The 25300-nt window shown below is 57.0% G+C and carries 33 protein-coding genes and 1 pseudogene; 6 read left to right on the top strand and 28 right to left on the bottom strand.

Annotation, left to right across the window (positions count from 1 at the left end; genetic code table 11):
* Position 1: 1 nt before the first annotated feature.
* The gene (locus C2U30_RS23200) at positions 2–610 is read left to right on the top strand and encodes an HNH endonuclease (protein WP_442752133.1); all 609 of its coding nucleotides are present in this window, start codon (positions 2–4) and stop codon (positions 608–610) included.
* Positions 611–658: 48 nt separating this feature from the next.
* Here C2U30_RS23200 and C2U30_RS19495 read toward each other — a convergent pair whose 3' ends face one another.
* From C2U30_RS19495 to C2U30_RS19410, 19 genes are all read right to left on the bottom strand, one after another.
* Positions 659–1408: a hypothetical protein gene (locus C2U30_RS19495; protein WP_103244347.1), complete on the bottom strand. Its 750-nt coding sequence runs from the start codon at positions 1406–1408 to the stop codon at positions 659–661.
* A 39-nt stretch (positions 1409–1447) separates the two neighbouring features.
* On the bottom strand, positions 1448–1870 hold the full coding sequence (locus C2U30_RS19490) for a hypothetical protein (protein ID WP_103244346.1): 423 nt from the start codon (positions 1868–1870) through the stop codon (positions 1448–1450).
* Positions 1867–2424 carry a hypothetical protein gene (locus C2U30_RS19485; protein ID WP_103244345.1) on the bottom strand — a complete coding sequence of 186 codons (558 nt, stop codon included), beginning with the start codon at positions 2422–2424 and terminating at the stop codon, positions 1867–1869. Before C2U30_RS19485 ends, C2U30_RS19490 begins: the two co-directional genes overlap by 4 nt.
* On the bottom strand, positions 2424–2963 hold the full coding sequence (locus tag C2U30_RS19480) for a hypothetical protein (protein WP_042016766.1): 540 nt from the start codon (positions 2961–2963) through the stop codon (positions 2424–2426). Before C2U30_RS19480 ends, C2U30_RS19485 begins: the two co-directional genes overlap by 1 nt.
* Before the next feature lie 8 nt (positions 2964–2971).
* On the bottom strand, positions 2972–3283 hold the full coding sequence (locus C2U30_RS19475) for a head-tail connector protein (protein WP_103244344.1): 312 nt from the start codon (positions 3281–3283) through the stop codon (positions 2972–2974).
* 2 nt (positions 3284–3285) lie between these two features.
* The gene (locus C2U30_RS22705) at positions 3286–3459 is read right to left on the bottom strand and encodes a hypothetical protein (protein ID WP_154676067.1); all 174 of its coding nucleotides are present in this window, start codon (positions 3457–3459) and stop codon (positions 3286–3288) included.
* 66 nt (positions 3460–3525) lie between these two features.
* Complete coding sequence (locus tag C2U30_RS19470) at positions 3526–4812, bottom strand: phage major capsid protein (RefSeq protein WP_103244343.1); 1287 nt, start codon at positions 4810–4812, stop codon at positions 3526–3528.
* A gap of 68 nt (positions 4813–4880) precedes the next feature.
* Positions 4881–5816 (bottom strand): S49 family peptidase, encoded by a 936-nt coding sequence (locus C2U30_RS19465; RefSeq protein WP_103244342.1) that lies wholly within the window; start codon positions 5814–5816, stop codon positions 4881–4883.
* Positions 5804–7057, bottom strand: a complete 1254-nt coding sequence (locus C2U30_RS19460; protein ID WP_042881752.1) for a phage portal protein — start codon at positions 7055–7057, stop codon at positions 5804–5806. Before C2U30_RS19460 ends, C2U30_RS19465 begins: the two co-directional genes overlap by 13 nt.
* Positions 7057–7245 carry a hypothetical protein gene (locus tag C2U30_RS19455; protein ID WP_103244341.1) on the bottom strand — a complete coding sequence of 63 codons (189 nt, stop codon included), beginning with the start codon at positions 7243–7245 and terminating at the stop codon, positions 7057–7059. Before C2U30_RS19455 ends, C2U30_RS19460 begins: the two co-directional genes overlap by 1 nt.
* Entirely contained in the window at positions 7239–8960 is a 1722-nt protein-coding gene (locus C2U30_RS19450) for a terminase large subunit (RefSeq protein ID WP_103244340.1), read from the bottom strand. Before C2U30_RS19450 ends, C2U30_RS19455 begins: the two co-directional genes overlap by 7 nt.
* A 9-nt stretch (positions 8961–8969) precedes the next feature.
* Positions 8970–9455: a phage terminase small subunit P27 family gene (locus C2U30_RS19445; RefSeq protein ID WP_101149435.1), complete on the bottom strand. Its 486-nt coding sequence runs from the start codon at positions 9453–9455 to the stop codon at positions 8970–8972.
* A gap of 95 nt (positions 9456–9550) precedes the next feature.
* Positions 9551–9931: an HNH endonuclease gene (locus C2U30_RS19440; RefSeq protein ID WP_103244339.1), complete on the bottom strand. Its 381-nt coding sequence runs from the start codon at positions 9929–9931 to the stop codon at positions 9551–9553.
* Between the two features lie 86 nt (positions 9932–10017).
* Positions 10018–10560: a DUF2514 domain-containing protein gene (locus C2U30_RS19435; protein WP_103244338.1), complete on the bottom strand. Its 543-nt coding sequence runs from the start codon at positions 10558–10560 to the stop codon at positions 10018–10020.
* Complete coding sequence (locus C2U30_RS19430) at positions 10557–11033, bottom strand: lysozyme (RefSeq protein WP_234924025.1); 477 nt, start codon at positions 11031–11033, stop codon at positions 10557–10559. Before C2U30_RS19430 ends, C2U30_RS19435 begins: the two co-directional genes overlap by 4 nt.
* Before the next feature lie 28 nt (positions 11034–11061).
* Entirely contained in the window at positions 11062–11391 is a 330-nt protein-coding gene (locus tag C2U30_RS19425; RefSeq protein ID WP_231557464.1) for a phage holin, lambda family, read from the bottom strand.
* A 141-nt stretch (positions 11392–11532) separates the two neighbouring features.
* Positions 11533–11724, bottom strand: coding sequence for a hypothetical protein (locus tag C2U30_RS19420; RefSeq protein WP_158654931.1), 192 nt, complete (start codon positions 11722–11724; stop codon positions 11533–11535).
* Between the two features lie 85 nt (positions 11725–11809).
* Entirely contained in the window at positions 11810–12178 is a 369-nt protein-coding gene (locus C2U30_RS19415; protein ID WP_103244335.1) for a hypothetical protein, read from the bottom strand.
* A 1002-nt stretch (positions 12179–13180) separates the two neighbouring features.
* Positions 13181–13822 (bottom strand): SOS response-associated peptidase, encoded by a 642-nt coding sequence (locus C2U30_RS19410; protein ID WP_103244334.1) that lies wholly within the window; start codon positions 13820–13822, stop codon positions 13181–13183.
* A gap of 163 nt (positions 13823–13985) precedes the next feature.
* On the opposite strand from C2U30_RS19410, the gene umuD reads away from it, so the two are divergent.
* Together umuD and umuC are read left to right on the top strand one after the other, a co-directional pair.
* Positions 13986–14402 carry a translesion error-prone DNA polymerase V autoproteolytic subunit gene (umuD, locus tag C2U30_RS19405; RefSeq protein WP_103244333.1) on the top strand — a complete coding sequence of 139 codons (417 nt, stop codon included), beginning with the start codon at positions 13986–13988 and terminating at the stop codon, positions 14400–14402.
* 2 nt (positions 14403–14404) lie between these two features.
* Entirely contained in the window at positions 14405–15679 is a 1275-nt protein-coding gene (umuC, locus tag C2U30_RS19400; RefSeq protein WP_103244332.1) for a translesion error-prone DNA polymerase V subunit UmuC, read from the top strand.
* On the opposite strand, the gene C2U30_RS19395 is transcribed toward umuC, so the two are convergent.
* On the bottom strand, positions 15651–16004 hold the full coding sequence (locus C2U30_RS19395) for a hypothetical protein (RefSeq protein WP_199767300.1): 354 nt from the start codon (positions 16002–16004) through the stop codon (positions 15651–15653). The two genes, umuC and C2U30_RS19395, sit on opposite strands and share 29 nt — an antisense overlap.
* 115 nt (positions 16005–16119) lie before the next feature.
* Between C2U30_RS19395 and C2U30_RS19390 the strand changes: the two are divergent.
* Positions 16120–16308: pseudogene (locus C2U30_RS19390) on the top strand (transposase); the annotation flags it as partial.
* A 76-nt stretch (positions 16309–16384) separates the two neighbouring features.
* Positions 16385–17946, top strand: a protein-coding gene (locus tag C2U30_RS19385; RefSeq protein ID WP_088813959.1) for an IS3-like element ISAs20 family transposase whose coding sequence is annotated in 2 segments (ribosomal slippage) — positions 16385–16847 and positions 16847–17946 — 1563 coding nt in all. Because the reading frame shifts where the segments join, the coding sequence is not laid out codon by codon here.
* Positions 17947–17992: 46 nt separating this feature from the next.
* On the opposite strand, the gene C2U30_RS22700 is transcribed toward C2U30_RS19385, so the two are convergent.
* Positions 17993–18436, bottom strand: coding sequence for a hypothetical protein (locus C2U30_RS22700; protein ID WP_158654930.1), 444 nt, complete (start codon positions 18434–18436; stop codon positions 17993–17995).
* 336 nt (positions 18437–18772) lie between these two features.
* Here C2U30_RS22700 and C2U30_RS19380 point away from each other — a divergent pair, with 336 nt between their 5' ends.
* A complete protein-coding gene (locus tag C2U30_RS19380) occupies positions 18773–19810 on the top strand; it encodes an IS630-like element ISAeme16 family transposase (protein WP_103244016.1) in 1038 nt (345 codons plus the stop codon).
* A gap of 25 nt (positions 19811–19835) precedes the next feature.
* On the opposite strand, the gene C2U30_RS19375 is transcribed toward C2U30_RS19380, so the two are convergent.
* From C2U30_RS19375 to C2U30_RS19345, 7 genes are all read right to left on the bottom strand, one after another.
* Positions 19836–20672, bottom strand: coding sequence for a macro domain-containing protein (locus tag C2U30_RS19375; RefSeq protein ID WP_103244331.1), 837 nt, complete (start codon positions 20670–20672; stop codon positions 19836–19838).
* A gap of 58 nt (positions 20673–20730) precedes the next feature.
* Positions 20731–21294, bottom strand: coding sequence for a TIR domain-containing protein (locus tag C2U30_RS19370; protein ID WP_103244330.1), 564 nt, complete (start codon positions 21292–21294; stop codon positions 20731–20733).
* Between the two features lie 422 nt (positions 21295–21716).
* Positions 21717–22748: an IS630-like element ISAhy2 family transposase gene (locus C2U30_RS19365; protein WP_001809438.1), complete on the bottom strand. Its 1032-nt coding sequence runs from the start codon at positions 22746–22748 to the stop codon at positions 21717–21719.
* 105 nt (positions 22749–22853) lie between these two features.
* A complete protein-coding gene (locus C2U30_RS19360; RefSeq protein ID WP_158654929.1) occupies positions 22854–23489 on the bottom strand; it encodes an antitermination protein Q in 636 nt (211 codons plus the stop codon).
* Positions 23489–23818: a DUF1064 domain-containing protein gene (locus tag C2U30_RS19355; protein WP_233720976.1), complete on the bottom strand. Its 330-nt coding sequence runs from the start codon at positions 23816–23818 to the stop codon at positions 23489–23491. Before C2U30_RS19355 ends, C2U30_RS19360 begins: the two co-directional genes overlap by 1 nt.
* Positions 23819–23853: 35 nt before the next feature.
* Positions 23854–24843, bottom strand: a complete 990-nt coding sequence (locus C2U30_RS19350; protein WP_103244329.1) for a DUF968 domain-containing protein — start codon at positions 24841–24843, stop codon at positions 23854–23856.
* Positions 24840–25103, bottom strand: coding sequence for a hypothetical protein (locus tag C2U30_RS19345; protein ID WP_103244328.1), 264 nt, complete (start codon positions 25101–25103; stop codon positions 24840–24842). Before C2U30_RS19345 ends, C2U30_RS19350 begins: the two co-directional genes overlap by 4 nt.
* Between the last annotated feature and the right edge of the window lie 197 nt (positions 25104–25300).

Here is a 25300-nt window from a genome sequence, read left to right as displayed (position 1 = left end):
AATGGCGATCTGTATTCAATTGCATCACACCATTTTTTGGATGATATTTGTCCTGCCACATTCAAACAAAATGGGGTGCCAGTCGGTTACGCCGCTGGTGTTGTGCTGTCAGGAAAACTCCTGCCAGTGCCCGATCTACCCGATAAGGTGTGACGGGACTTCAACTTCAACATTGAAGCCCGGCACTGTTCTGTCTGTTATCCCCCCGGGCTTCAAGCAACTTTTGGAGCCCTATATGGCAAGTTCAATTCATAAACAACGTCACCGCGCAGCGGTAAACCAAGCATATCGTTGCTACTACTGCGGCATGCCTATGTGGGAGGCGAACCCAACACAGTTTTCTGATCGATATCAGATAAGCAAGCAGCAAGTAGACCACTTCCAATGCACCGGGGAGCATCTATTAGCCAAATGCGATGGCGGGCCTAACTCTGCGAGCAACATTGTGGCTGCTTGTAAGTATTGCAACCAAGCAAGGCACAATGACAAAGACCCTTTGACTGCAGCTAAATACAAGAAGAAGGTCAAGTCTCTCGCCAAAATGGGACAATGGCATACCTCAAGAATCCTTCAGCAAGCTCAACAGTCAAAGAGCCCAAAAGCGAAGTAACTGCATCGCGGGTCGAATAACAGAATGGCATCCATCGATGCCATTCGATTAGTTGAGGATCTCCATCCGATACGGCTCGGACTTACCGGGCTGAGTCACCAATGAGCCTTCCAGCTCCCCTTCCATAAACTCGCCACTCATCAGCGCCAGGGCGCCCTGGGCGGCCAGCATGGCCTGGTCGATGGTGACGCGCACTCGCTGGCCGGGGTTGGCTAGGTTCTCGCCGTCGATCAGGAAGTAGCGCGGCTTGAGGGTCTCGGTGGTGCCGGTGTAGGTGGTGCCGGTCACGGCCGCTTTGGTGTAGCTCACCTTGCAAGCGACAGCCGCCGTGTCGTTCAGCGCCATCACCATGTTGCCATTCACCTTGTAATCGGTGTCGAGCACCAGCGTGGTGCTGCCGCTGGCGAGTTTCACTACGATGGTGCCGGGCTTGATGTAGGCGTTGCCCAACTCGACCCATCCCTCTTTACTGAGGGTCACCGGTTCATCCACGACCGCGGCCTCGGTCTGGGTGAAGGCCACCTGCTTGCCGGCGATGGCATCGGCCAGCAGTTGCTTGGTCATGGAGTCCCACTTCAGTGAGAGCTTGGCCGGGTCCTTCGGCAGTTGAACCGAGTCCAGCGCCTGGCCAAAGGTGCTGCGCTTCTTGGAGATGCGCGACTTCTCCTCGGTGGTCGGTGGGGTGACGGTGATCTCGTTGACGTTGATGGGGCCAATCAGGGGCCCTTTCACGCCGTTGTTGATTTCGGCGATGTAGACATCACCGGCCAGCAGCAGGCCTTTGTCGGTAAATGACATGCTTGGATGCTCCTATGGTATCCAGATGGGGGTGCCAACCTAGAGGATGGCGGTGTAGGTGAGGCTGAATTGGATGGAGGTCAGCAAGGTGTCGCTGCCGATTTCTTCGGGTTCCAGATTGATGGTGCCAACCGAGATAGCGAGCAGCGTCGTGCCCGGCAGGGGGATCCCCGCCGTCGAGGGCACCAGCGCCGCCAGCACCTCTGACAGCAACTGATCACGCCCGGCACGTCCGGCACTCGCGGGCTGGTAGAGATCCACCTGAATGTTGCGGGTGCGCTTCCACTCCCGCCCCCGCCGCTCCGGTTTGCCCTCGGTCAGTTCCCGAAAATGGGCCAGCGGCAGTGGGGTATGCTGGTCGATCTGCGGGTCGCTGTCGCACACCCGGTCTTCTGGTGACAGTGAAGGCACGCTGCGCAACTTGGCCAGCAGCGCATCGATGATGACGGTCGCTTCGGTCATGTCACTCTCCTGCTGAAGGTGCTGGCAAGGTTGGCTTGCAGCTCATCGAGGAACTGCTCGGTGATGATGTCGCTCCACCAGCCCCGCAGGCCCACACCACCCGCCATCACCAGCCGAGGCTTACCGGCTTTCGCATAGCGGATCATCGGGCGTCGCTTCTTGCCGTAGGGGTTGATAAAGCCGTAGACCTGCACTCGCTTGCCGCCCCGCATCACCCAGACGCTGGCCCGGGTGCCAGTACCATCGGTACGCTGACTGGCAAATTTGACTCGGCTGAACGGGATCGTCTTCAGGTCCAGGCTGATGGTGGCAACGTCGTTGCTGACGTTCGCCTTGTCGAGCCGGATCCGCGCCCTGACCGAGGCTGTATTGAAACCATCCGCTGAGATCCGGTTCACGATGTCACCACGGGTGTTGGAAGCCACTTCATTGACCACGGCCACCAGCTGCTTGCGGATCGTGGCAGGGAGCGCCTTGAATGCATCAACGCTCTCGCTTAGGCCGGTGACGTTGATCACCCTGGCCCTGCGCTTGCGGCTAAGTCCGCCCGGCATCAGACCACCATCACTCGGAGCGTGGTGCCGTTGTCACTGCCCTCAATCAGCCCATCGATACGATATTGCCGTCCCCGCAAGGTGATCTGGTCACCCTGTCGTGCAAAGGGGGGGACGAGTTCAGGCAGGATCAGGTCTATCTGGTGTCGCGGTTCGCTGCGGGCCCCCACCATCACGTTCTCAGCCGCCAAGAAGGCGGTGACCGGATAAGGATCCCCCTGCTTCGGGGTGTAGGTCGCTGGCTCGCCGGAGAGCTTGCGGGCCGAGATCTGCAAGGCGCCAGGCTCGCTGGCGGTGTCTTCGATCAAGTACCAGCAGGCATTTCCCTTCAGCAACTGCCCGGGCAGGATATCGCCCCGAGCCCGCACCGTGATCAAAGTCGAACCGGTTGCATAGATACTGGCCTGGGCCTCGCGACCTGCCGCCTTCGGGTCAATGATCTTCGCCCACAGTTTGCCAAGCAGCGGCCATTCTGGGGGCGTGCCAGTTGCGGCGCCAAAGCGCGTCAGCCGGGTGTCGAGTTCGCCACTTTTAAGCATGCGTCCCCCTAGCCCACCACGATGTCACGGTAGGGGTGGATCAGCGAGTCATACGCCAGCGGCAGAGTCGTGGCAATGGTGCCCGTCACCACGGCCTCCCGGTGGGTGTACCAATGGCCGATCAGTAGCAAGGCCGCCAGCTTGAGCGCAGGAGTGAGGGGCTGCCCCTCCTCCCCTGCTGCCACCAGCGGCTTGTTGATGTCGGACTGGATGTGGCTGATCGCCGCTTCAATCAAACCGGTCAGAAGCGCATCTTCGTCGGTCATCTCCGGTTCGATTCGGCACTGAGCCTTGGCTTCAACCACGGTGATCAGCAACATGTTTACTCCTCACCCTCGGCTGCGGTGTAGGCCTCAGCCACGCCACCGTCGATCAAGGCCTGCGCCTTGGCTGCGTCAAATCCGGTGATGTCGCCGGGGCTGTAGTTCTTGAAGGGGCGGATCACCTTGATAAGCATCACGGTGGGTTCGCTCCCCGCCTTGTCTGGTTTGGCCATGATGGCTCTCCTGAACGGTCTTGATAGGGAAATGGAAGGGGCTACGAAGTAGCCCCGTGACAGGGCTTACCAGGTAACGGCGGTCCCCAATACCAGCCCTTCTACGTGACGGAAGCCCACGTCGTGGTTACCGACCAGACGGATCAGGGACTGGTTGCGGGCAAAGGAGCTGACCAGCTCGCCGGCAGCATCCACATAGGTGGCTTCGCGGCTGAAGTCGATGGTCATGTTGTCCTGCTCGCCGATCACCACGTCGTTCCAGTCGGCGAAGTAGATCTCGGTCTGGTTGGTACCCGCGCCGAGGTTCACCGGAATGGTGTTGGTATGGGCAACCGGGTAACCCTTCAGCAGGCCTTGGGCCATTTCCGGATAGACCTTATTACCGTTGCCATCGCGCAGGCCGAACAGCTTCATCCAGGAGCGCGGGCTCATGCCCCAACCCGGGTTGATCATCATGGAGTCGGAGCTCATCAGTTTCAGGATGAGCAAGTCGAGGTAAGCATCGATGGTGTCCAGATCCGCCGTGCCGGTCCAGGCAACAGTACGGCCCGCGTCGGTGGCCACTTTCTTGAAGCCGATCGGGGTATTGTTGCTGCCGTCATCGCGCAGGAACGCCTTGTCTTCACGACCGCCCATGGCCGCGAGCATGTCACCCAGCACCAGCTGTTCGACGTTGTACCCGGCACGCCCGATCAGCTGGTTGCTAATCGGCACCAGGGTGATCATGGTCTTGGCCGCCAGCTTCACGTCATCGAAGCTGCCACCGGTAGCCTTGGCATCAACGCCTTCCCCCACGTAGCTGGAGGTGGCCCCACCGGACATGCGCGGCATGCTCAGATTGCCGTTGGGCAGCGGCACCGGCCGGGCCCCGAGTTTGCGAACGATGGTGCGGGGGCGCAGCAACTCGATCACCTCGGAGTGCAGGTTCTCGGGAATGATTGCGCCACCGGAACCAGCCGCGGTGCTGATAGCCATGGCAATCCCGGCATCACCGATCTCGTTGGCGGCAAACTGCTCTGCCAGCTTCATGTCCCCCTCACCTGCAGCAACGGCCATGGCGAGACGAGCCATACCAGCACCGGGGTACTGCTTGAGTTCTTGTTTCACATGTACTGCCGGGGGGGCCTGGGATCCGTGAGCATTGACCGGCACAGCCTGCTGCGCCATCAGTCGCTCGGTGCTTTCTTGGCGAGCAATGGCGGCACTGATCTGGTTCGCTTGCGCCTCCAGATTGGCAAACTGAGCCAGTTGCTCGTCACTCAAGGCAGTGCCGCTCGCTTCCAGGTCGGCAAGGGCTTTGATCTGGGCGACGATTTCGCCACGCTCGCGGCGGAGGGTTTCGATAGTTTTCATCGAGTGGTTTCCTTTGGGTATAAAAAAAGCCCCTGACGGGGCTTATTGGGATGGGCTCCGCCGCAGGGCTAGAGCTGGTTCTGCAATTCGATGGCCTTGGCCCGCAGGCCGATGGTCTGTTGGGGTTTGCCCTGGCTGGCCACGCTGGCGGCGAGGGCGTTGAGGTAGTCCTGGGGATTGGCCAGCTCGTCTGCCAGGCCATTGGCCACGGCTTCACTGCCGCTGAAGAGGGCCGCTTCAGTGGCCTGCACTTGCTCTGCCGGCAGGCCGCGATATCGAGCGACGGAGCTCACGAACAGCTCGTAGGCCTGATCCATCCGGTGGTCAATGGCGGCCATCGCCCCCTCGGAGAGAGGCTCGTGCGGGGTGCCGTCTTTCTTGCGCTCGCCGCGGTAGAAGGTGGTGAAGGTGAGGCCCACTTCCTGCTCCCACTTGCTCACCTCCATGTGCTCCATGATGACGCCCACCGAGCCGCAGCCGCCGGTCTCGCTCACCACCACCCTGGTGCAAGCGGCAGCGATGAAATAGGCGGCCGAGTAGGCGGCAAAGTTGACCAGCGCGGTAATCGGTTTGACGCTGCGCTTGGAAAAGATGTATTCCGCCAGCTCCTTGCAGCCCACCGCCATGCCGCCGCCAGAGTTGATGTCGAGCACGATCTCCTTGACCCGTTCGTCAGCCTGCGCGGTGGCGATCTGCATCCTCACCCACTCGTAGCTGGTCAGCTCGGTGCAGGTGGCATCGATGTGACCACGCCGCGCCATCAGGATGCCGTGCACTGGGATCACCGCCAGACCGCCGATGCGGTTCTTGAACTCCCCTCTGGCCTCCAGCGGCGCAGGCTCGAACCCGTCCGGCAACTCGTCGGCGGCCATGATGTCTCGCTGGTTGCCCAGCATCCGTGTCAGCAGCAGGCTCTTCACCCCGGCCAGAACTTCCTGGGTGGCATAGAGGGGTTGGCCAAACGCCATGCTGGCCAGATGGGGGTAATTGATCAGCTTCGGCATAGGATGGCCTCGATCTCGTTGAGTTGTTCGGCGCTGGCTTTGGTGATGCCTGGCGGGAGGGAGCCAGTGCTCACCATGTTGAGCGGAGTCAGGTAGATATCTCCACCTGCTACCGGCGGCAGGTTCTCCAGCCGGCGGATATCGTTGACGCTGAGCCAGCCCCATTGGCGGCCGAGGGCATAGGCCTCGTAGCGGGATTTCTGATCTGCCCGTAGCAACCCGGAGACGTTGAACTCGATGTAGAGGTTCTTTCGCTCCGCTGGCAACAGCAGGTCACGCATCATGGCGCCTTCGATCCGCTTGACCCATGCCAGCAGGGTGTAGATGACAAACTGCAGCCCCTGGTGCTCGATGTTGTTGTTCGTCGCCCGCTCCAGTTCGCCGATCATGTGCGGCGGTACCTTGTAGAGCCGGCAGATCTCGTTGGCGCCATACTTGCGGGACTCCAGCAGCTGCGCCTGCTCGTTGTTCATGGCGAGCTGTTTGTACTGCATCCCCTCCTGCAGTAATGCGACCGAAAAGGCGTTGCGCAGTCCGGAATGGCGCTCTACAAACTTGCCGAGGAACGCATCCACCTTGGCCTGTGAGTCGAACTTGGCGCCATCCTTCGGGCTCTCGATGACTCCGGAGAGCGTGGTGCCGTTGGCAAACACCCGTCCCGCATGCTCATCCACCGCCATCGCAAGTCCGATGGTGTCCGGGTTGGTCTGGATTGGTGACAATCCCAGGTAGCCGTCAAGACTGAACGCCTTGACGTGGTGCACCATCCGCATCGGCAGGATCTGGTTGCTGCCATCCAGCAACTGGTAGTAGGGCAACCCATCCGGTCCCTTGAGCACAGCTACCTTGTCCGGGTTGATGGGAATGAGTTCGGTGATGAAACCCCGCCCATCCCGGTCGATCAGGCTGTAGCTGTTACCCCGCAGGCCCAGGTGGCCCATGCGTTGTTCGTTGTACTCGAACGCAGTGTCTTTCTGGTTCGGCTGGTTGTGGATCAGGTCGTAAAGGGGGTGGTCGGTGGCACGCAGCCGCTTGTCATCGTCACGGCGGTAGAGCTCGCAAGGGAGCTGGGCCACCGACTCCGCCAGCAGGGTGACACAGGCACGCACGACGCCTTGTGCCAAGGCAGTCTCCGGCGTCACCAGCACCCCAGCCTTGGTCGTCTTACCGGCCATGCTGCTGATCCACTGACTGAAGTTGCCGCCCTTGCGCCCGCTGCCGAACATCATTGGCAGGAACATCAGCTATCCCCCTTGTTGCGTTTGGCAAACTCGGCGGCCGCCACTGCCCGGCTCATCAGAAATGACCAAGCGAGGCAGAGCAGGCCACCGACCACCCAGCCAAGGGGGTGTGAGTAGAGACTGGCGCCATAGGCCAGTGCCGCAGCCCCCAGCAGGCCCACGATGAAAATGGAAAGTTGTGTCAGCATAAAACGTCCGAGGTTTCGTAGATGGAGCGATCATCTTCACGGCCCGGCACCATGGCCCGACCGATGGCCATCATCAGCGCGACAGCACCGTCTATCTTCTGGTCGGCGCTCTCCTTGACCGGGCGCACCATGTCATCGTTACCGGGCAGATGCTTGCCGATCACGTTGCCAATGCACCAGGTCATCAGGCTGTTGCCGTCGTGGTGGAAGCGGCCTGCCGTGATGGCCGCCTCCAGCTCTTTCATGGCGCCGGACATGTTCTGATAGTTCTGGGTGATGGTGATGGGGGTCATCCCTTCGTCCGCCAATGAATGCGAGAGAGCGATGGCGCCCGCCGGGTCGAGGGGTGTTTCCAGCACCTTGTTGTCGAGGTTGGCCTCTTTGGCCTCCTCGAAGATCTCGCGATAGTCGATCTCCGCGCCATCGGTGGTACTGAGTTCACCCAGATTGACCCACTTCTGGTATCGCTCCGCCAGACGCCGGTTGTCGTTATCGAACACGGTATCTTCCGGCACCCAGAATCGGGGGGCCACGGAGTAGTAGTGGCGCTTGCCGTCGATATCGCGCCAGAACAGGCGGGCCATGGAGTTCATGTCGAGCTTGCGTGCCAGGTCGAAGCCGAGAATGCACTCGTCACCGGCAAACTGCTCCAGGGTGAGGCTCTTGTCCTCGCAGGCCGCCCAGCGCTGCATGTTGTAGAACGCCGTCTTGGCCGAGACCCAGACGTTGAGGTGTTTGGTCTTGAAGATGTTGGCAAAGCGGGCCGACTTGATTGCCTTGGCCTGCTGCGCCAGCAGGTGATCTGAGTAGACCGAGATCCCCATATTGGGGTTGGCCTTGGCCAGCACAGCGGGATCTGCCCAGTCATCACCTTCGTCGATGGTGTAGATGATCCCGAACAGCTCATCGTCCGGCACCGTGCCGGCGAGCATCTCGATCACCTCCCGCCGCTTGTCGTAACAGGGCCCGTCGATGTTGTAGCCCGCGGTGGTGATGATCCACATCAGGGGCTGCTTGCGGGCTCCCATACCGGTGATCATGGTGGTATAGAGATCGTCGCTGTCGTGCTCGTGGTATTCGTCCACGATGGCGCAGGATGGCGACTGGCCGTCACCAGGGTTGCCGATCAGTGGCTCGAAGCGGGCGCCATCAGCAGGGATGTTCATGTTGCTGGCGTTGACCTCGATGCCGTAATGATCGAGCAACGCCGGGGTACGTTTGGCCATCAGGCGGGCTGGGCGGAATACCTCCCACGCCTGTTTCTCTGTCGTGGCGCCGGAGTAAACCTCGGCGCCAAATTCGTTATCCGCCGCGAAGCAGTAGAGGCCAACCGGGGCGGAGAGCGCCGACTTGCCGTTCTTGCGGGGGATCTCGTTGTAAACCTCGCGAAAGCGCCGTAGGCCACTTCCTTTGCGCACCCAGCCGAACACGCTGCAGATAATGAACAGCTGCCAAGGCTCGAGGTTCAGAGTCTGGCGCTTGAAGGCCCACTCACCCTTGGTGTGGGGCATGAGCTGAACGAACTTGGCGGCCCGCTCGGCTTTGTCCTTGTCGAATCGGTAGCGAAACTTGGCCGACTTCTCCTTGGCCAGATCATCGAGATGACGCTGGCAGGCCTGGATCACATAGCGGCAGGCAGGAATCTTGCCGCGCACTATGTCGCGGGCGTAGCCATTGGCCACGTTGACGTAGGGATAGCTTTTGCGTGCGGCCATGGTCCATCCCTACAAAGCAGCGAACGGGTTGCCGCCTCCCTTCTTCTTGTTGCCGCCGATCAAGCGCGAGCGGCTGGAAGGGTCCAGCCCGAGCATGGCCCCGTATGTGGTCATTTGCTTGAGTGATTCGTTGGCGACGGTACAGGCCGGATTCTTGACTGGACCACCAGTGGCCCCTTCAACCACCAGGCCGTGCTTGGTGATCTCAATCTCGGCTCTGCGCCAGCGGGAGTAAGCGGCGCAGAACGCCTCCAGGTTGTGCAGATCGGTGATGCACAGCACCTCGGCGGCGCACAGTTCTTTGATGACCATATCCCACAGCGTGGGAGCCCATGGATCCTCTGCCAGCCACTCAGGGCAGGCGACCCCGATGAGAGGGGTGAAGGTGGGTTCGTCTTTATTCAGTGCCCGCTTGCCGGCATTGCCCCCCAGGCGCTTCAGTGCGGTCGGCTTGGGCTTTCTGCCGCGCCCGGGCACGGCAGCTGCACCGGCCATCGCGCCCTCCATTTAAATTTTTAATTTCGCGGGTATAAAAATTTCGCGGGGCGGAGCAGTGGTGAGGTCGAAAAGCTGGGAGGATTTGATCCCCCCTACCCCCTCCCCAGCCCCGCCCGGCGGGCTGCCAGCGCCTCTGCCCGCGTCTTGGTGGCGTGGCAAGGGTCGCAGATGCTCTGCAAGTTATCGTCATCATCGGTGCCGCCAGCGGCCTTGTTGACGATGTGATCGACCTGAGTCGCTGGTGTCACGATGCCCAAGGCAAGGCACACCTGGCACAGGTACTTGTCCCTCTCCAGTATCCGCTTGCGTCGCTTGCGCCACGCCCAGTCATAGCCGCGATCATCGGCGCTGACCTTGGCCACCGTCTTCCACCCATCGAGCAGATGTATATGGGCTGGGCAGTAGCCATGCCGCTCGGTGGTCAACTGATGACAGGTGCGCTCTCTGCACACCTTGGGAACTCGTAGAGGCATGGCTGCTACCTGGTTGGTGCCGCACCGGCACACATTAACGCGGGACGACCCGCCAGATGGGAGAGTGACCCGGTGCGGCGATTCGGTTACTGATGGGAAATTAGGGAGTGGTAGGCTCTTTCGCAGGCCAGACCGGAGGCTCGAGCTCGGTCATAAGCTCTTGCCAACTCTCCCGCTCGCGCATCAGCCCGGCTGAGCAGGTCGGCGAGCACCACGGCGGGCTGTCTGGCTGTTTCGCCTGGCTGGGCAGCGCCGGTATGGCTGGCGCACTGATTTGCTCGTGCTGCCAAGCGGCGGGCTTGCTCGTGCAACCCAACAGCAACAGCACTGGCAGCAGCAGCGTCACTCTCAGCCCGGGCAATCTCTTGTTCTGCATCCTGTCTCACCTTCTCTATGTCCGCTTGGCGACGCTGCTCAGCCTCTCGCGCAGCGGTTACCGCATCCGCTCGTGCAGTGGCCAGCTCGGCCGCCTGTTTGTTCCACTTCTCTGACCACTCAAGCCCCTTGTCATGAGCTCCGGAGCTGTAGCCTGAGTGGTGAATCCACCACGCCAGCAGCGCTACCGCGGTCAGGCGAGCGAAGAACCACACCACGGGATGCGCATCGAGGAACTGCCTGACGGGGTTCATGCTGCAGCCACCCCATTTTTGATGGCCGCAGCGGCATCCATGCCCCTGAACAGACATTCCTCTGCGACACGCCGGCGGGTCAGCCCGCGCATCACCTTGCCATCGTTCTTGTTCCACTTCCGAAACTCACGGGCTGCACCATCGTAATCACCGGCGTTCAGCTTGCGCAGCAGCGTGGAATCTCCCAACCCTTCCGGGATGGTGTCGGCATCGATATCAGAACCGACGTTGTAGGCGAACGACACCAGCGCATCGAACTGGCCTTGAGTCAGTGGAACCTTGACCAGCGACAACACATCTCGCTCAAAGCGGCGGAGGTCATCAACGAACGCGCTGTCAGCCTGTTGCTGCGACCACTCCAGCCCGGGCTTCACCTCTGGCCCTGTGTGCCCCCACCCGATAGTCCACGGCTCCCCATTTTTACTGCCAGGGTCTGGGTAGGCCCTCAACTTGCAGGTCTCGAAGTAGTGCATAAGGCTGATGCCGTGCGGTGATGTGCGCTCAACTCGGACCATTGCCAAACCTCCTATCCAGCACGCGACCGGCAAACTCGCGGATCTTCTCGACCCCGAGGAACCCGATCGAACCGCCGACAAACCCGGATGCGGTGGCCGCAATCCCGAACAGCTCCATCCCAGACATCACCGAGAGGGAAATGGCACCACACAGCAACGACTCGAGTAGCCGCTGTCGAACGCCGCCGCCGGAGTAAGTCACCCGCAGCCAGGAGATCACCACGGACAGAATGAAGCCATACAGCGCGGGCCAGTGAGTGTCGGCCCACGCCAGCAGCCAGGCCAACAGGCCAAGGTCTTTATCAGGCATCTTCATACCCACCACCCCGCAGGGCCTCTGAAATGAAAAAACCCCGGCAAGGCCGAGGTTTGGAAAGGGAAATAAAAAAGGACTGAACCCTTTCGGGTGCAGTCCTCCATCATTAGAAATCAATCTACACAAAATTGCTCTCGATTGTCAACCGCCACCAATAGGCAAACGATCCCACCACACATTGAACACGGTATGGCCCGCCAGTTTCTCAGGAGCATCGGACACGACAGCTCTGTGCAACATCATGACGTCATAGCGACTGACCTGCACATCGATCAATTTTGCGTGACCACTGTCTGTCCGCGTGATCAACCCAACGGGATCTGTAAACAGCACGGCACACTGCTCAGCAAGGCCCCTTGGTAGGTAGCCATCCAACCCCTGCACGCACATTACAACCTGAGCCCGCCTCGCGTTGAGATTACCTCCCCCCCACAGTGCGCCGCCACTTGCCAATAGCCATATCAAATATCCAAGCACTGCCGCCGCTGCTGCCACTGACCCTATTCTGACTCCCATCACGCCTCCTAGGCAAAAGCCTATCTGTCAACACCAACACCCCACCAACCCCGCTCATGCACGCAATTTGCTGCAGTGCCACCAGCTCCGCCCTGCATGCCCCCATATCACGACCATCCCGCTCCTGTGCCAGGATCATCATCATGAGAGCAGAGTTACCAGCCCCAAGCAGCTGGAAAAGCTTGAACTCCATAAAAGCCTCCTCGCGATCTTGGGATGTATAAACCCCTCTCTCCTGCCAATAATGGAGAGGATATTCAGTCATCAACATAATAACGGGCCTCCGGCATCACCTGCTCGGATAAAAATTGAATGCGTCAGTTATTAGGCAGGAGCTGCCAATGCTGATAATCTACAGATCAGAAATTAATTCTGTCAATCATTTTCGATAAAAACTTTTTTAAGAAGCTCACACGCACAAATATGTCCCGTCAGAACAAAACCACTTTTTGTAGCGTTTTTCCACTGACTGTAGACTCTAGTTAAGAAATTTATGATCTTGATTATACGTAATATGGAAAAGCAATACGTGAAATATCTATCCATCCTGCATTGATGACCCATGGCTCTTATTCGATAACAATGGTTTTGATACATGATATAAACATTGTCACCGTCCGCTACATCATGGTCGACCTAACTGGCCTTACCCATCGCATCAAACCATGGTAACTGTTCGCTGACGTCAACACGGCTGCATTAAAGGCTTTAAGGCTGATTACCCATCAAGACTGCAATCTTGATGAAGGCCGGAGCCGGATAGATAAAACCCCAATTGAATCCCCACCGACACTTCAACTACCTCAGAGCCTGCATGCCGCCTGACTTCAACAGGCTATCTACTTTTGTGGGGCTGACATGATGATATCATCACAAAATCAAATAATCATGGTTGGTTGTGCAGTATCAGATTTTAAATATTGATTGCCATGGTGTTCATGTGCACCTAAATCAACCATTGGCAGATGCTTAAAAATGATTTTAAGACTAACATCATCCCCCACGAAAAAGAGTTTAAGCGATGTGGCTGCTTAAACACTTTAACGATACCAACCGATAACCAGCCAGTCGTCGTCTAAAACATCTATTCATTGCTTTAATAGTATTTAAAAACTGTCTTATCGATACAGAAGCAGGGTTTGTCACAACAAGACATATTTAGCCGCTAAAATGACTTTAATGGGTAGGCAGGCTACTTGGGAAACCTGAGAAACCCCAAACGACACCCATCACGGACGACAAAGCTCTTTCGTTACTGTACAAAAACACAGCATCATACTTGTCTACCCCGGACTGGTTCCGGCCCTCCCGCCAACCGCTCAGCATGCTGCTGCACCAGGTAGGTTCGCGCCAGTTCAGGGCCCTTACACCCCAGCCAGGTGTCGTAGTCATCCGGCGACACGATGACCAGGCCACGCTTCTCGTCCCCTGGTTTGTGCATTCGCCGCAGCAGCGGGTGCGTGTCGGCATTGATGGTGAGCTGGGAGAAACTGAAGGTGTAGCCCTGCTCCTCCTGCCATGCCCGCCAGATGCCGGCCACCGCGAAGGGCATGCCGTCGGCCATGCTGATCCGCCAGCGCTCGGCCTTGCCGCTCTCGTAACAGGGTTCGAAGAAACCGGTCATAGGCACCAAGCAGAGATGCCCCTGCTGCCAAGCGTGGCGGTAGGTCGGCTTTTCACCCACCGTCTCGGCCCTGGCGTTCATAGTGGTGTAGTGCTTGTTGCCAGGCTGCACCTTTCTCTTCGGCACCATCCCATAGCTGGCGATCAGCGCCTGCCGCCGTCCGTCTCGCTGGATCAGGATCGGGGCCTGGTAGTCCTGCCACACCTCCTCCTTCCAGTCGTACCCGGGGTCATCAACCCCGAAGTATTCCACCAGCTCCGCCTTGGTGGTCGGGATGTAGTTGATGCACATGCACAGCCCCTCCGTCGGATGAGAGCCCAGACTCACCGAGCCGGTTTCTACCAAGCATAATTCGACGCGGCACAGCCCGCACTGCCAAGACCCGATTGCCGACCAGTGATCTTTCCGGATCCCTCGGATAAAATGCCTGTATGTTCATACAGTGATAATTGCCATGATCCCCCACGCCACCGATGCACCTATCATAGAGCTCCCTCTGTTCCTCACCCCTGCCGCCTGTGGGTTTCCCTCCCCGGCTCAGGACTATGTGGAACAGTCCATCGACCTCAACCAACACTGTGTCCCCCACCCGGCGGCCACCTTCTATGTGCGGGCCAGCGGACACAGCATGGTCGGGGAAGGCATCAATGACGGCGATATGCTGATCATCGACCGAGCCGTCACAGCTCGCCACGGCGACATCGTGCTGGCCTGTCTGGATGGTGAGTTCACCGTCAAGATCTTGCAGTCCGACCCGCCCGCACTACTACCGTCCAACCCGGATTTCGCCCCCATCATTCTGCAAGAAGGGCAGGAGCTGGATATCTTCGGCGTCGTCACCTTCGTTCTGCACAAAACCCGGCGAGGGTAGCCATGCCAACCGCCATTGCCCTGGTCGACGTGAACAACTTCTATGCCTCCTGCGAGCGCTTGTTTCGCCCCGACCTCAGAGGGGTGCCGATCGTCGTGCTCTCCAACAACGATGGCTGTGTCGTGGCCAGATCGGCAGAAGCCAAGCGGTTGGGGATCAAGATGGGGGTGCCCTACTTCCAGATCCGCGAGCTCTATGAGGAGCAGGGCGGTATCTGGTTCAGCTCCAACTACGCCCTCTACGGCGACATGTCGAACCGGGTGATGACCACCCTGGAGAGCATGGCCCCAACCGTCGAGGTCTACAGCATTGATGAAGCCTTCGTCGAGCTCAGCGAAAGTTGGGCAGGTGACCTGCTGGCCTATGGCCGCCAGATCCGCGAGCGGGTGCAGCAGTGGACTGGCCTCACCGTCGGAGTCGGGATTGCGCCGACCAAGACCCTTGCCAAGCTGGCGAACTACGCAGCCAAGAAGTGGCCGGCCACCGGCGGTGTGGTGGATCTGCGTGATGAGGGGCGCCGCGCCAAGCTGATGGCCATCACCCCGGTTGAGGAAGTCTGGGGGATCGGACGCAAGCTGACCGCCAAACTCAACAAACAGGGCATCAACTCCGTGGCAGACCTGGTGGCAGCCGACCCCAAGAGCCTGCGCCGACAGTATGGGGTTGTCGTCGAGCGCACCGTGCAAGAGCTGCGGGGGCTCCCCTGTGCCGAGCTGGAGCAATTGGCCCAGGCCAAACAACAGGTCATCTGCAGCCGGAGCTTTGGTGAACGCATCACCGCGTTTGGGCCCATGCGGGAGGCGCTGGCCGGCTACATGGAGCGGGCCGCCGAGAAGCTGCGTGCAGAGGGGCAACGGTGCCGCCACATCACCCTCTTTATAAGGAGCAGCCCCTTCTCGGAGCGGGAGACCTACTACAGCAACCAGATATCGGCCAAGCTGCAGACAGCCACCTCAGACACCCGAGATCTACTTGCTCTGATTGAACCGCTGCTGCGCCGTATCTGGCGGGATGATGTCCGCTACATGAAGGGGGGCGTCATGCTGGCTGACTTCAGCCCGGCCAGCATGCACCAGGGAGACTTGTTCGCTGACCGGCAGCAGGATCCACGCAGCGAGGCACTGATGAAGGTGATTGACCAGATCAATCAGGGAAGGTTGGGGAAGGTCTACTTTGCAGCTCGTGGCCGGGACACCAGCGAGTGGATGATGAAACGAGAGCAGCTTAGCCCTCGCTACACCACCTGTATCAGCGAGCTCCCCGCGGTGAAGGCATGAGTTTGACCAGCTTGGTCAACTGTTGCTGAAGAGACACCGACTTTGGCACCGACGGCATCTTCTTGGGGCTTGGTGGAGCCTCTGGATGAATGCAGAGCACCTTGATGAAAATCCGCTTGTGGACTTTCTTCTCCTCTTTTAGCCCTCTCCGAACTTCAGCTACCAGCTCGACACATTTCATCGAGCGTAAGTAGATCATGAGATCGCCAGCCTGACCACTCGGTATCTCAAGCACCTCGACGACGTCATACAGGTCGAAGAAATCGCCGTGAAGAAGTCCCCACCCTGCCATCTTCAGAGCTGGCGATCTCAATTTGCTATCCATGCGTTGTGGCCCCATCCTCGCTCTTGCAGTTCAGTCCCCCCCCCGGTGTCAGAATAGTTGTCGCCTAATCTGAATAATCTAAATGTGAAGACCGGGGGCGGATAAAGAGTGTCGAATGGCTCGTTATTCAAGTGAGCGCAAGGCTGCTTTGCTCAAGAAGCTGCTGCCGCCCATCAATATGTCGGTGGCCGAGTTGGCTCGGCAGGAAAACATCAGCGAGGTCACTCTGTATAATTGGCGCAAACACGCCAAAGACGGAGGGTCTCCTGTGCCCGGGGACAACAAACTGACCGATGAATGGCCCCCCCCGGTGTCAGAATAGTTGTCGCCTAATCTGAATAATCTAAATGTGAAGACCGGGGGCGGATAAAGAGTGTCGAATGGCTCGTTATTCAAGTGAGCGCAAGGCTGCTTTGCTCAAGAAGCTGCTGCCGCCCATCAATATGTCGGTGGCCGAGTTGGCTCGGCAGGAAAACATCAGCGAGGTCACTCTGTATAATTGGCGCAAACACGCCAAAGACGGAGGGTCTCCTGTGCCCGGGGACAACAAACTGACCGATGAATGGCCCGCCGAGGCCAAGTTCGCCGTCGTGCTGGAAACCGCTGCGCTTTCCGAGATTGAACTCAGTGAGTACTGCCGCCGTAAGGGTCTCTATCCCGAGCAAGTCCAGCAATGGCGCCAAGCCTGTATTCTGGGCCAGCAATCCGCTCGTACCTTACAACAGGCGGAGAAGGCACAGGCCAAAGCGGACAAGAAGCGTATCCGGCAACTGGAGCAAGAGCTGCGGCGCAAAGACAAGGCCCTGGCCGAGGCGGCAGCTCTGCTGATATTGCAAAAAAAGCTCGATGCCTACTGGAGCAACGTCGACGAGGACAACTGACCTCGTTGCCAGAGCGGCAGCAATACGTTGCATGGTGGCGCGAAGCGCTTGAAGCTGGCGCCCGCAAGCATCCTGCGGCCGAGGTGTTGGGGCTGAGTCTGCGCACGCTCCAGCGCTGGTTGGCCGGGCCTGAGCTGAGTGCCGATAGGCGACCGGATGCGGTTCGTTCCATACCTGCTCATGCATTGAGCCCAGAGGAGCGGCAGGCCGTGCTGGACGTCTGCAATAGCCAGGAGTTCGCCTCGTTGCCGCCGAGTCAAATTGTGCCACGGCTGGCCGACCAGGGGCGCTACTTGGCCAGTGAGTCGAGCTTCTATCGCATCTTGCGGGCGGCTGACCAGCAGCACAGGCGTGGCCGGAGCCAGCCACCGCGTCATGTGCCGGTACCAACCAGCCATACCGCGACTGGGCCCAATCAAGTGTGGTCCTGGGATATCACCTACTTGCCGTCACTCGTGCGCGGCCAGTATTACTACCTCTATCTGATAGAGGACATCTACAGCCGCAAAGGGGTGGGCTGGGAAGTGCATGAGCAAGAGTGCGGTGAACGGGCGGCGGCGTTGCTGCAACGGAGCATCATCCGCGAGCAGTGCTGGAAGCAGCCGCTGGTCTTGCACTCGGACAACGGCGCGCCAATGAAGTCAGTCACGCTGCTGACCAAGATGCATGACCTGGGTGTCACGCCCTCGCGGGGACGGCCTCGGGTCAGCAACGATAATCCGTACTCGGAGTCATTGTTCAGGACGCTGAAGTACTGTCCGCAGTGGCCATCAGACGGCTTTGCCAGTCTGGAAGCGGCCAGGGAGTGGGTGCGCGACTTTATGGCCTGGTATAACGAAGAGCACCGGCATAGCCGTATCCGCTTCGTCACACCCAACGAGCGGCATCGGGGTGACGATAAAGCCCTGCTGGCGAAACGGGATGCTGTGTACCAGGCCGCCCGAGCACAACACCCAGCGAGGTGGAGTGGCAAGACGCGAGACTGGACACCTATCGGTGCCGTGATGCTAAATCCGGAGCGGCCCGAGAAACCCGAGCCGGAGCAGAAAGAGGCTGCTTAAAACAGCTTTGCGCGACAACTATCTTGAAAAACGCCGCCCCCCACAATCAGCTCTGTACTTGCTCCACACTCACCGTTCGACCTTGCTTACCTTCGAAGGTGGCCGCTAATTCCACTGCCTTTTCATGACTAAACCCTCTGGCATCGCGAACTTCTGTGGATGCACGAGGTTTACCTTCTCGACTCAGGCTTGAGATATAGAGGGGGCCGATCGGTATTCCCTCATCCTTGAGGCGAACAATCCAGCTACCAGGAGCCGCCTTCATAGGAATAGGCAGTTCCACATGATGCAGATTTCCGCTCTCATCACGCACGATGGCAACTGCAACAGCATACCCAGGGCCCCGACGATTCGCCGACGCCCACGCCTTGGCTGCAGTCTCGTACAGCAGGGCAGCTGCCGGATCCCAGAGGTAATTACATGGTGATGCGGTGATCAGGTACCCACTCTCAATTTCACTGTAAACTGCATATCCAATGTGTTTAGACATCCTGTTCCCTCTTCTACCCGATGAAGATCCAGTTCCATGGCCAACCGTACTGCATAACTCGGTCAGAACATCTATACGCTGTAAGCACCTCATTACTGTGCTCTATGATAGCGGTAATCGCCTATCACCGCAGCCCATTGCTCCACAACAATAGCCTCAGACGAGGTGATTTCACTATGTACCCAAAGAGAAATCCTATATCAAAGTCTAGTTTGAGCTACTAAATAACCGTTCCGAAATGTAGATCACTTATCCGGGAAAGAAGGGAACTCGGCGTCGTTTGTGCGATCTGATTAATCGCCAAACCAATCAAACGACAAACGAGCCGAGCCCGAAATGATACTAACACTCCCCGACCATGATGAGCGACGCCGGATCATCAACAAGATGCACCGGACCAAAGATAAAGATCTCTGCCGGAGGCTCAACGCCATCTTGCTCCTTGCTGACGGGCACAGTGTCTCGGCTGTTTCTCGGCTCACTGCCGCCGCCCGGTCATCGATCAATCGCTGGGTGAACTGGTACACCTTGTACGGTCTGGAGGGGCTTGAAAGCGAGCCTCGGGGGCGCAAGCCGGTGCTGCCATTTGCTCACATCTCGGGTCTATTACACCTGTTGATCCAGTTGTCTCCACAGGAGCTCGGATATCAGCGCTCTCGTTGGAGTACCGAACTGATGGCGCTTGAACTCAAACGGAGTTGGCGCCTGACATTGCATGCTTCAACAATACGGCGATGGCTGCCCAGGCTAGGGATTGTCTGGCGCCGGGCCGCGCCCACTTTGCACATCCGCGATCCCCATAAAGAGCGGAAAATGGCCGCCATCAATGAGGCCTTGGGACGCTGCAGTGCGGACCATCCCGTGTTCTATGAAGATGAGGTGGATATCCACCTCAATCCCAAGCTGGGGGCGGACTGGATGATGCGAGGGAAGCAGAAGAAAGTGGCAACTCCGGGCCAGAATCGCAAACATTACCTCGCTGGCGCCCTGCATGCCGGAACAGGTAACGTGACCTATGTGGCGAGCGATAGCAAAGACACGGACTTGTTCTTGTCACTGCTCCAGACACTAAAGCGAACTTATCGGCGCGCCAAGAGCATCACGCTGATCCTGGATAACTACATCATCCACAAGAGCAAAAAAGCACAGCGATGGCTGGCAAGAAATCCGAAGTTCATCGTGCTTTTTCAGCCGGTGTATTCGCCATGGGTGAACCAGATTGAGCGGCTGTGGCATGCCCTCCATGAAACGATCACCCGGAACCACCAATGCCGCACATTGGGTGAGTTATTACGTCGCGTGTTCTACTTCCTGGATCATGCCGCCCCGTTCCCCGGTAATGGACATGGGCTTATGCAACTGGAGCGAAATTAGGATCAGCTATTTAGGTTGATGTTTACTAAATACCTTCTTTGACTGCTTCTATATCAAGAAGATTAATTTTATTGATTTTATCTTTGTGTATTACGATCGTCAGTTTGGCCGGATATTTAAATCGCATTTCGCTGATTCTAAATGTCCACAGCATAATTTTCAGTAAATCTTCATCACTGATTCTTCTATGTTCTTTAATTCTTGTTATCCCTGATCCAAAAATTGGAACAGAGACACTTTCCTGACCATACACCTGATTAACCTTATCCCAAAAACTAATTAAAAATCCAAGATACTCAGGCATTGTCAAATATGCTTTATTTTGAGAATCAAACTTTGAAAAAGCCGTAAAAATATAGTCATTATATACACAAACCGTTCCTATCTTATATTTTTGTTTTTTTCCAGACCGACGTAGGTCGTTAATCTCCAACACTTCACCTTCGTCAAAATCATAATTGGAAATGTATTCATCAAGTGTCTCAATAGGTTCAATGAGATGCTGCTTTAAATACACCCCATTAAGTGATTTATATGCAATCACTTTATCATCAACTTGCGTATCAAAATATTCGTTGAAAGCAATAACTTTGAATCCAGCCTGTTTGAATATATCACCACTTTTTATGCATATCTTACTGCTCTCTACTTCAATTTCTATCTCATTAAGATGGTTTGATGACCACCATATATATACATAATAGAAAAATAGAAGCAATAAAAAGATAAACCCAGATTGAATTTTATGTTTGTCTGGAATTTCGCAGAAGATCAATACCAATGATAGTATTGTACTTAGAGCCGATGTTGACTCAAGAAATTTTTTTCTAATCCTAGAGTCGAAAAAATCTACTTTTTTCATAATTATCTTTTTGTGTAAAAATGCCACTATATCAAATAATGGCATTGAGGAAAGTCAATTAATTTCGAAAAATAAAGACACCAGATTCTCTTTTAGAGTTTTTCATGAAGCCTGTGTCTTTTAATGCTTTCTCTATGAGTTCTTTATTCATAGGGATATGCAAAGTAGGAACATCACTCATTGAGTCTCTGAACTTAGGGAGTTTATCCCACAGATCCTTCACATCTTGTATCAAACAGTTATTACTTAATAGCTTGTCATTTGTTTTGTAGTCCGGATAAATGACTATCACAGGTAAACCTAAAGAATTGATGCCATAATCTATTTCTTCTCGAAGAGCTTGAGAGCTTTTGGTCGATTGACTAAGGAAAAGAATGATGTTTTTTGAATTACGCAGTCTTTCTCTCAACCTCGGTTTGAGTGTGCTCTCCCAATCACTACCATCACGCACATTGTATGTTTTATCATGTGAATTAATAAATGGAAATTCTGAGTCGCTGACTTTCCATGCTTTTAACAGATTGTAATACACAAAATCCTTAGTTGCATTTGCCCCTAATCCACCCTCAGTAAATGGCTCCGAAACATAAAACGCTGCATAATTTCCATTTGCATAAGCCATTGTTAACTCCTATGTATGACTTTTCGGCCAGCAGTTAGATAGATAAAATTAAAAACATAGTGACACATTAAAAGTGCAGCAGCACAAACCTTTTAAAATACAAATCCCACACAATAAACCACTCTATCCGTTATGCCACACTACAACGACGATCTTTTCACATGATAGGGTAATGAATAGACAACCGTCCCTGAGTTACAGCACTCAAATTGCTGCTTTTAACCAATGATAATGGTCGCATGTACTACTCATAAACAAGCTTGGCGGACACCAAGATTGCCATATGGGTATGATACTATCATATGAGTTCCAAGCGAGATAAAACATTGAGGAAATTTGCCACGGATCAAATAAATGTCTATGTAACTAAAGGATCAGAAGAGGTTTACAGCACTAGGGCTAAATAACTGATCCCAATAGTGCTACACCTTCGCTGTGCCATAGCCATTCCCCGGGAAAGGAGACACGGTATCCATGAAGTGTTTCACTCGGGCCAGCAGGTTTGCCATCCCTCTGCATTGATGATTGCGCGTGATGGTTTCATGTAACTTGTGCCATAGCCGTTCTATGTGATTAACCCAAGGGCTGTAAACTGGCTGGAACACCAGGCAGAACTTGGGATTCTTCTTCAACCATCGCTCGGTCTGTTTGCTTTTGTGAATGATGTAGTTATCGAGGATCAACGTGATGGTTTTGGCTCGTCGGTAGTGGTGGCGCAGCTTTTCCAGCATGGCAATAAACAGCGATGAGTTTTTCTTGATCCCGCTGACGTAAAGTACCCTTCCGTTGCCTGCGTGGAGAACGCCTGCCAGATAATGCTTGGCATTCTGCCCCGGTGTGACAACCCGCTTTTGCTGCGCTCTGAACATCCAGTCGGCTCCTAATTTGGGATTGAGGTCTATATCGACTTCATCCTCATAAAACACCGGATTATCGGCATCACAGCGGGCCAGCGCGGCGTCGATATTCGCCATTTTTTCCTGATAGGCTGGGTCTTTTATCCGCAAGGTCGGCACGGGCCTGCGCCAGACAATGCCCATACGAGGTAACCATCGGCGGAGCGTGGAGGCTGCCACATTGAGCCCTGTTAACCGATTGATTTTTATAGCCAATAGTTCAGTACACCAACGGCTGCGCTGATAACCAAAATCTTGCGGAGAAAACTGCATGAGCAGCACCAGTAAGGTGACAATCTTGGCGATAGGTAAGACTGGGGCACGGCCAGCCGGTAAGGCTTCTAGCGCATCTATGCCTTCATCTCGATACCACCGAAGCCAACGACCGATGGTCGAGCGCGCAGCGCCGGTAAGGTGATGAACATCGGTGATCGTGCGTCCTTCATGTAACAGCAAGATGGCCATCAAGCGACGAGCATGTCCTTTATCACGGGTGGCATGGATGATTTTGTGAATGCGGCGCCGTTGTGGTCGTGGCAGAGGTGGTAGGATAGGCATCAACTCAGTCCTTTGGGTGTGGCTTGTTTTGTTTAGCGACTAATCAGATCGCACAAACTGGACTGAGTTCCCTTCCTCCGGTGATCTACTATTCGGAACAGCTATTTAGGATTCACCTTGAGCCACCCGCTTATAGAACGCCGCCACCTCGCTCTCCTGCACATGGCACCAAGCCAGCACCGCTTGATAAAGCGGGTACCACTGCCGCTCCCACTCGCCTCGGCTAAGCGTCCCCAGCAAGGGCTCGATGGCGCGACGCACCTGGGTACCGGGGATGGGCCGCAGCCCGGTACCGCCACAGCGCGGGCATACCTTGTCGACGGCTTTGCCGTGCAGGCGACTCAGCTCCAGATCGCGGATCACCCCTCGCCCGTGACAGAACTGCGGGTGACAGGCTGCCCCCGGGGTATCCACCGTGCGGCAGTAGTGTTGCACCGCCAACGCGGCGATTGCCTTCAGGGCCATCCCCTGGCCGCGCTCCTTGACGGCCCCCACATACTTGGGCACCAGCTTGCTGCACTGGGCCATCACCCCGATCACCGCCTTGCGATGGCTCTCCTTGTCCTTGGTATAGCGGGCCATCATCAGTGCCAAGCCCACCCCTTCATATTTTTGCACCAGCCCCAACGCCCCCAGCACATCGGCCTGCGTCAGGTGAGAGGGCCCGGTGGAGCGGGACTGAATGGCCTGGATCATCGCCGAGCGGGGTTCCCCTATCGACAGCGCATATTCGAGTCGCATCAGAATGCCTCCAGTGACCAGTGGGCGCCTTTGCGCTGGACCCCGACGAAGGTGAACATCCAGTGCTGCTTGGCGGCCACCTTGATCTTCACCCGGGCATCGTCCTCCCAGAACCCCTTCACCTCGTGCAGCTCGATCAGCCCATCCCGGCGCACCACCATGAAGTCCGGGGTGTAGAAGGTCTTGTCGGCCAGCCGCAACTTGAGCGGTTCAAACTCGTAGTGCAGCACCTCCCCCGCCAGCATCAACGTGCGCAGGTGGCCGGCATAGGCCTCCTCGGTCTTGTTCATGGATCCCGGGACCGACTGCGGACGGGCACGCGCCTTCACCCTCAGTTCTCCTGCAGGCTTTCCACTGTATGGCGTCATCCAAACACTCCCAGGCCGGCGGCCTTGTTCAACGTCATCACGACGTGATCCAGCTGGCTGCCGTGGGTTTGCTCCCACTGCTGCCAGCCCTTGTTGTGCAATTCCATGTGTGCCTGGTGGCAGAGCGGAAAGGTCATCAGGTCATGGCTCTTGCTGCCCATCACACTGAGCCCGTGCCCCACCACGTGGTGCGCCTCGATGCCATCGGTCTGGCCGGTCACCACGCACGGCAACTGGCGGACGAACGCCAGATAGTTGGCCGACTCCCAGCGCCGCATCTTGGGGCGGGGGATATGCAGCATCGGCGGCTCCGGGTCGATGGCCTTCACCGCTGGCTTGATACGCAGCCGGCCGCGCAGCTCGGCCAGCGGATCCTGCTCCAGCAGCTCGGTGCGATTCACCCGATAGCGGGCATCCGTCTCGCGATAGCCGCGTCCTGGCACCAGCAACCGCTCCGGCTCCAGCGGCGGCAAACGGCAGGCGTGGCGCACCACGGCGATCGGCAGATGCTGCTGCACCTTGAACACGCTGGCCCACCAGCAGAGATCCCGTGCCTGCAACTGGGCAATGGCAACCCCACACCAGCCCGCCACCCGGGTCAGCAGTGCCCGGGCGATCGCCGCGGCGTGCTCCGCCGGGTTGAACGGCAACTGGCCATCCCGGTATGCGTTGTCATGGTGCCAGCACAAGGGGAGCGGCAGGCCCCCCATCTCGGCGGTGACCGACTCCCCGATACAGCCATGGCCGATCAGGCAATGGCCCACGCTGCGCAAGGCCAGCTCGCCGCCCGCGGCGTTGACGATGGAAGGGTTGAGAAGGGCACTGGCCAGCTCCGGGAACTGAGCCAGCAGGTCGCCACCGTCTGGGGCAGGAACCAATACCGCCGGGCGGTTGGCCAGGGCGGTGCGAAGCTGTGCCAGCCCCTCCCCCACCTTCAGCAGCACCATCCCCATCTCTGGCACAAAGACCGGGCGGGCCGGGATCATCCCAGCTTCTCCACCATCTCCAGCTTGTCGAGCAGCGGGCCCAGGCGGGTCAATAGCTGATAGCTGGCGGTGCGGCGCACGGCGAGAGACTCAGAGGAAATGACCCGGCGAGCGGCTTCGGCGGCAGTCAGGCCCGGGCAGGCTGTGTCGATGGAACGGAACAGCTCGACGCTGGCATTGATGGCAGCCCCGGTCGGGTTGCTGGCCTGCTGTTGTAAATGACGTGAACGGGCCGCACTGCGGCTAGAGAATTGGCTCATAACCAGTACCTCACGGTAGGGGTGATGGCATTATGATAACAAAATACAAACCAAAAGTTAGTTTTTGTTGGTTAGGATTTCCAGTCACTTAACCTACTAATTAGATGAGTAGAAACACTTAGGCACATGACAGCAACTCCCTCAAAAAGGTCAATACTGAATGCACTGTGCAAACCGTTGTGTTGATCCAGAGGAGA

Source organism: Aeromonas sp. ASNIH5, from assembly GCF_002902865.1.
Lineage (GTDB): Bacteria > Pseudomonadota > Gammaproteobacteria > Enterobacterales > Aeromonadaceae > Aeromonas > Aeromonas caviae.
The sequence above is the reverse complement of the archived record's forward strand: the minus strand, read 5'-3'. Positions and strand labels throughout refer to the sequence as shown.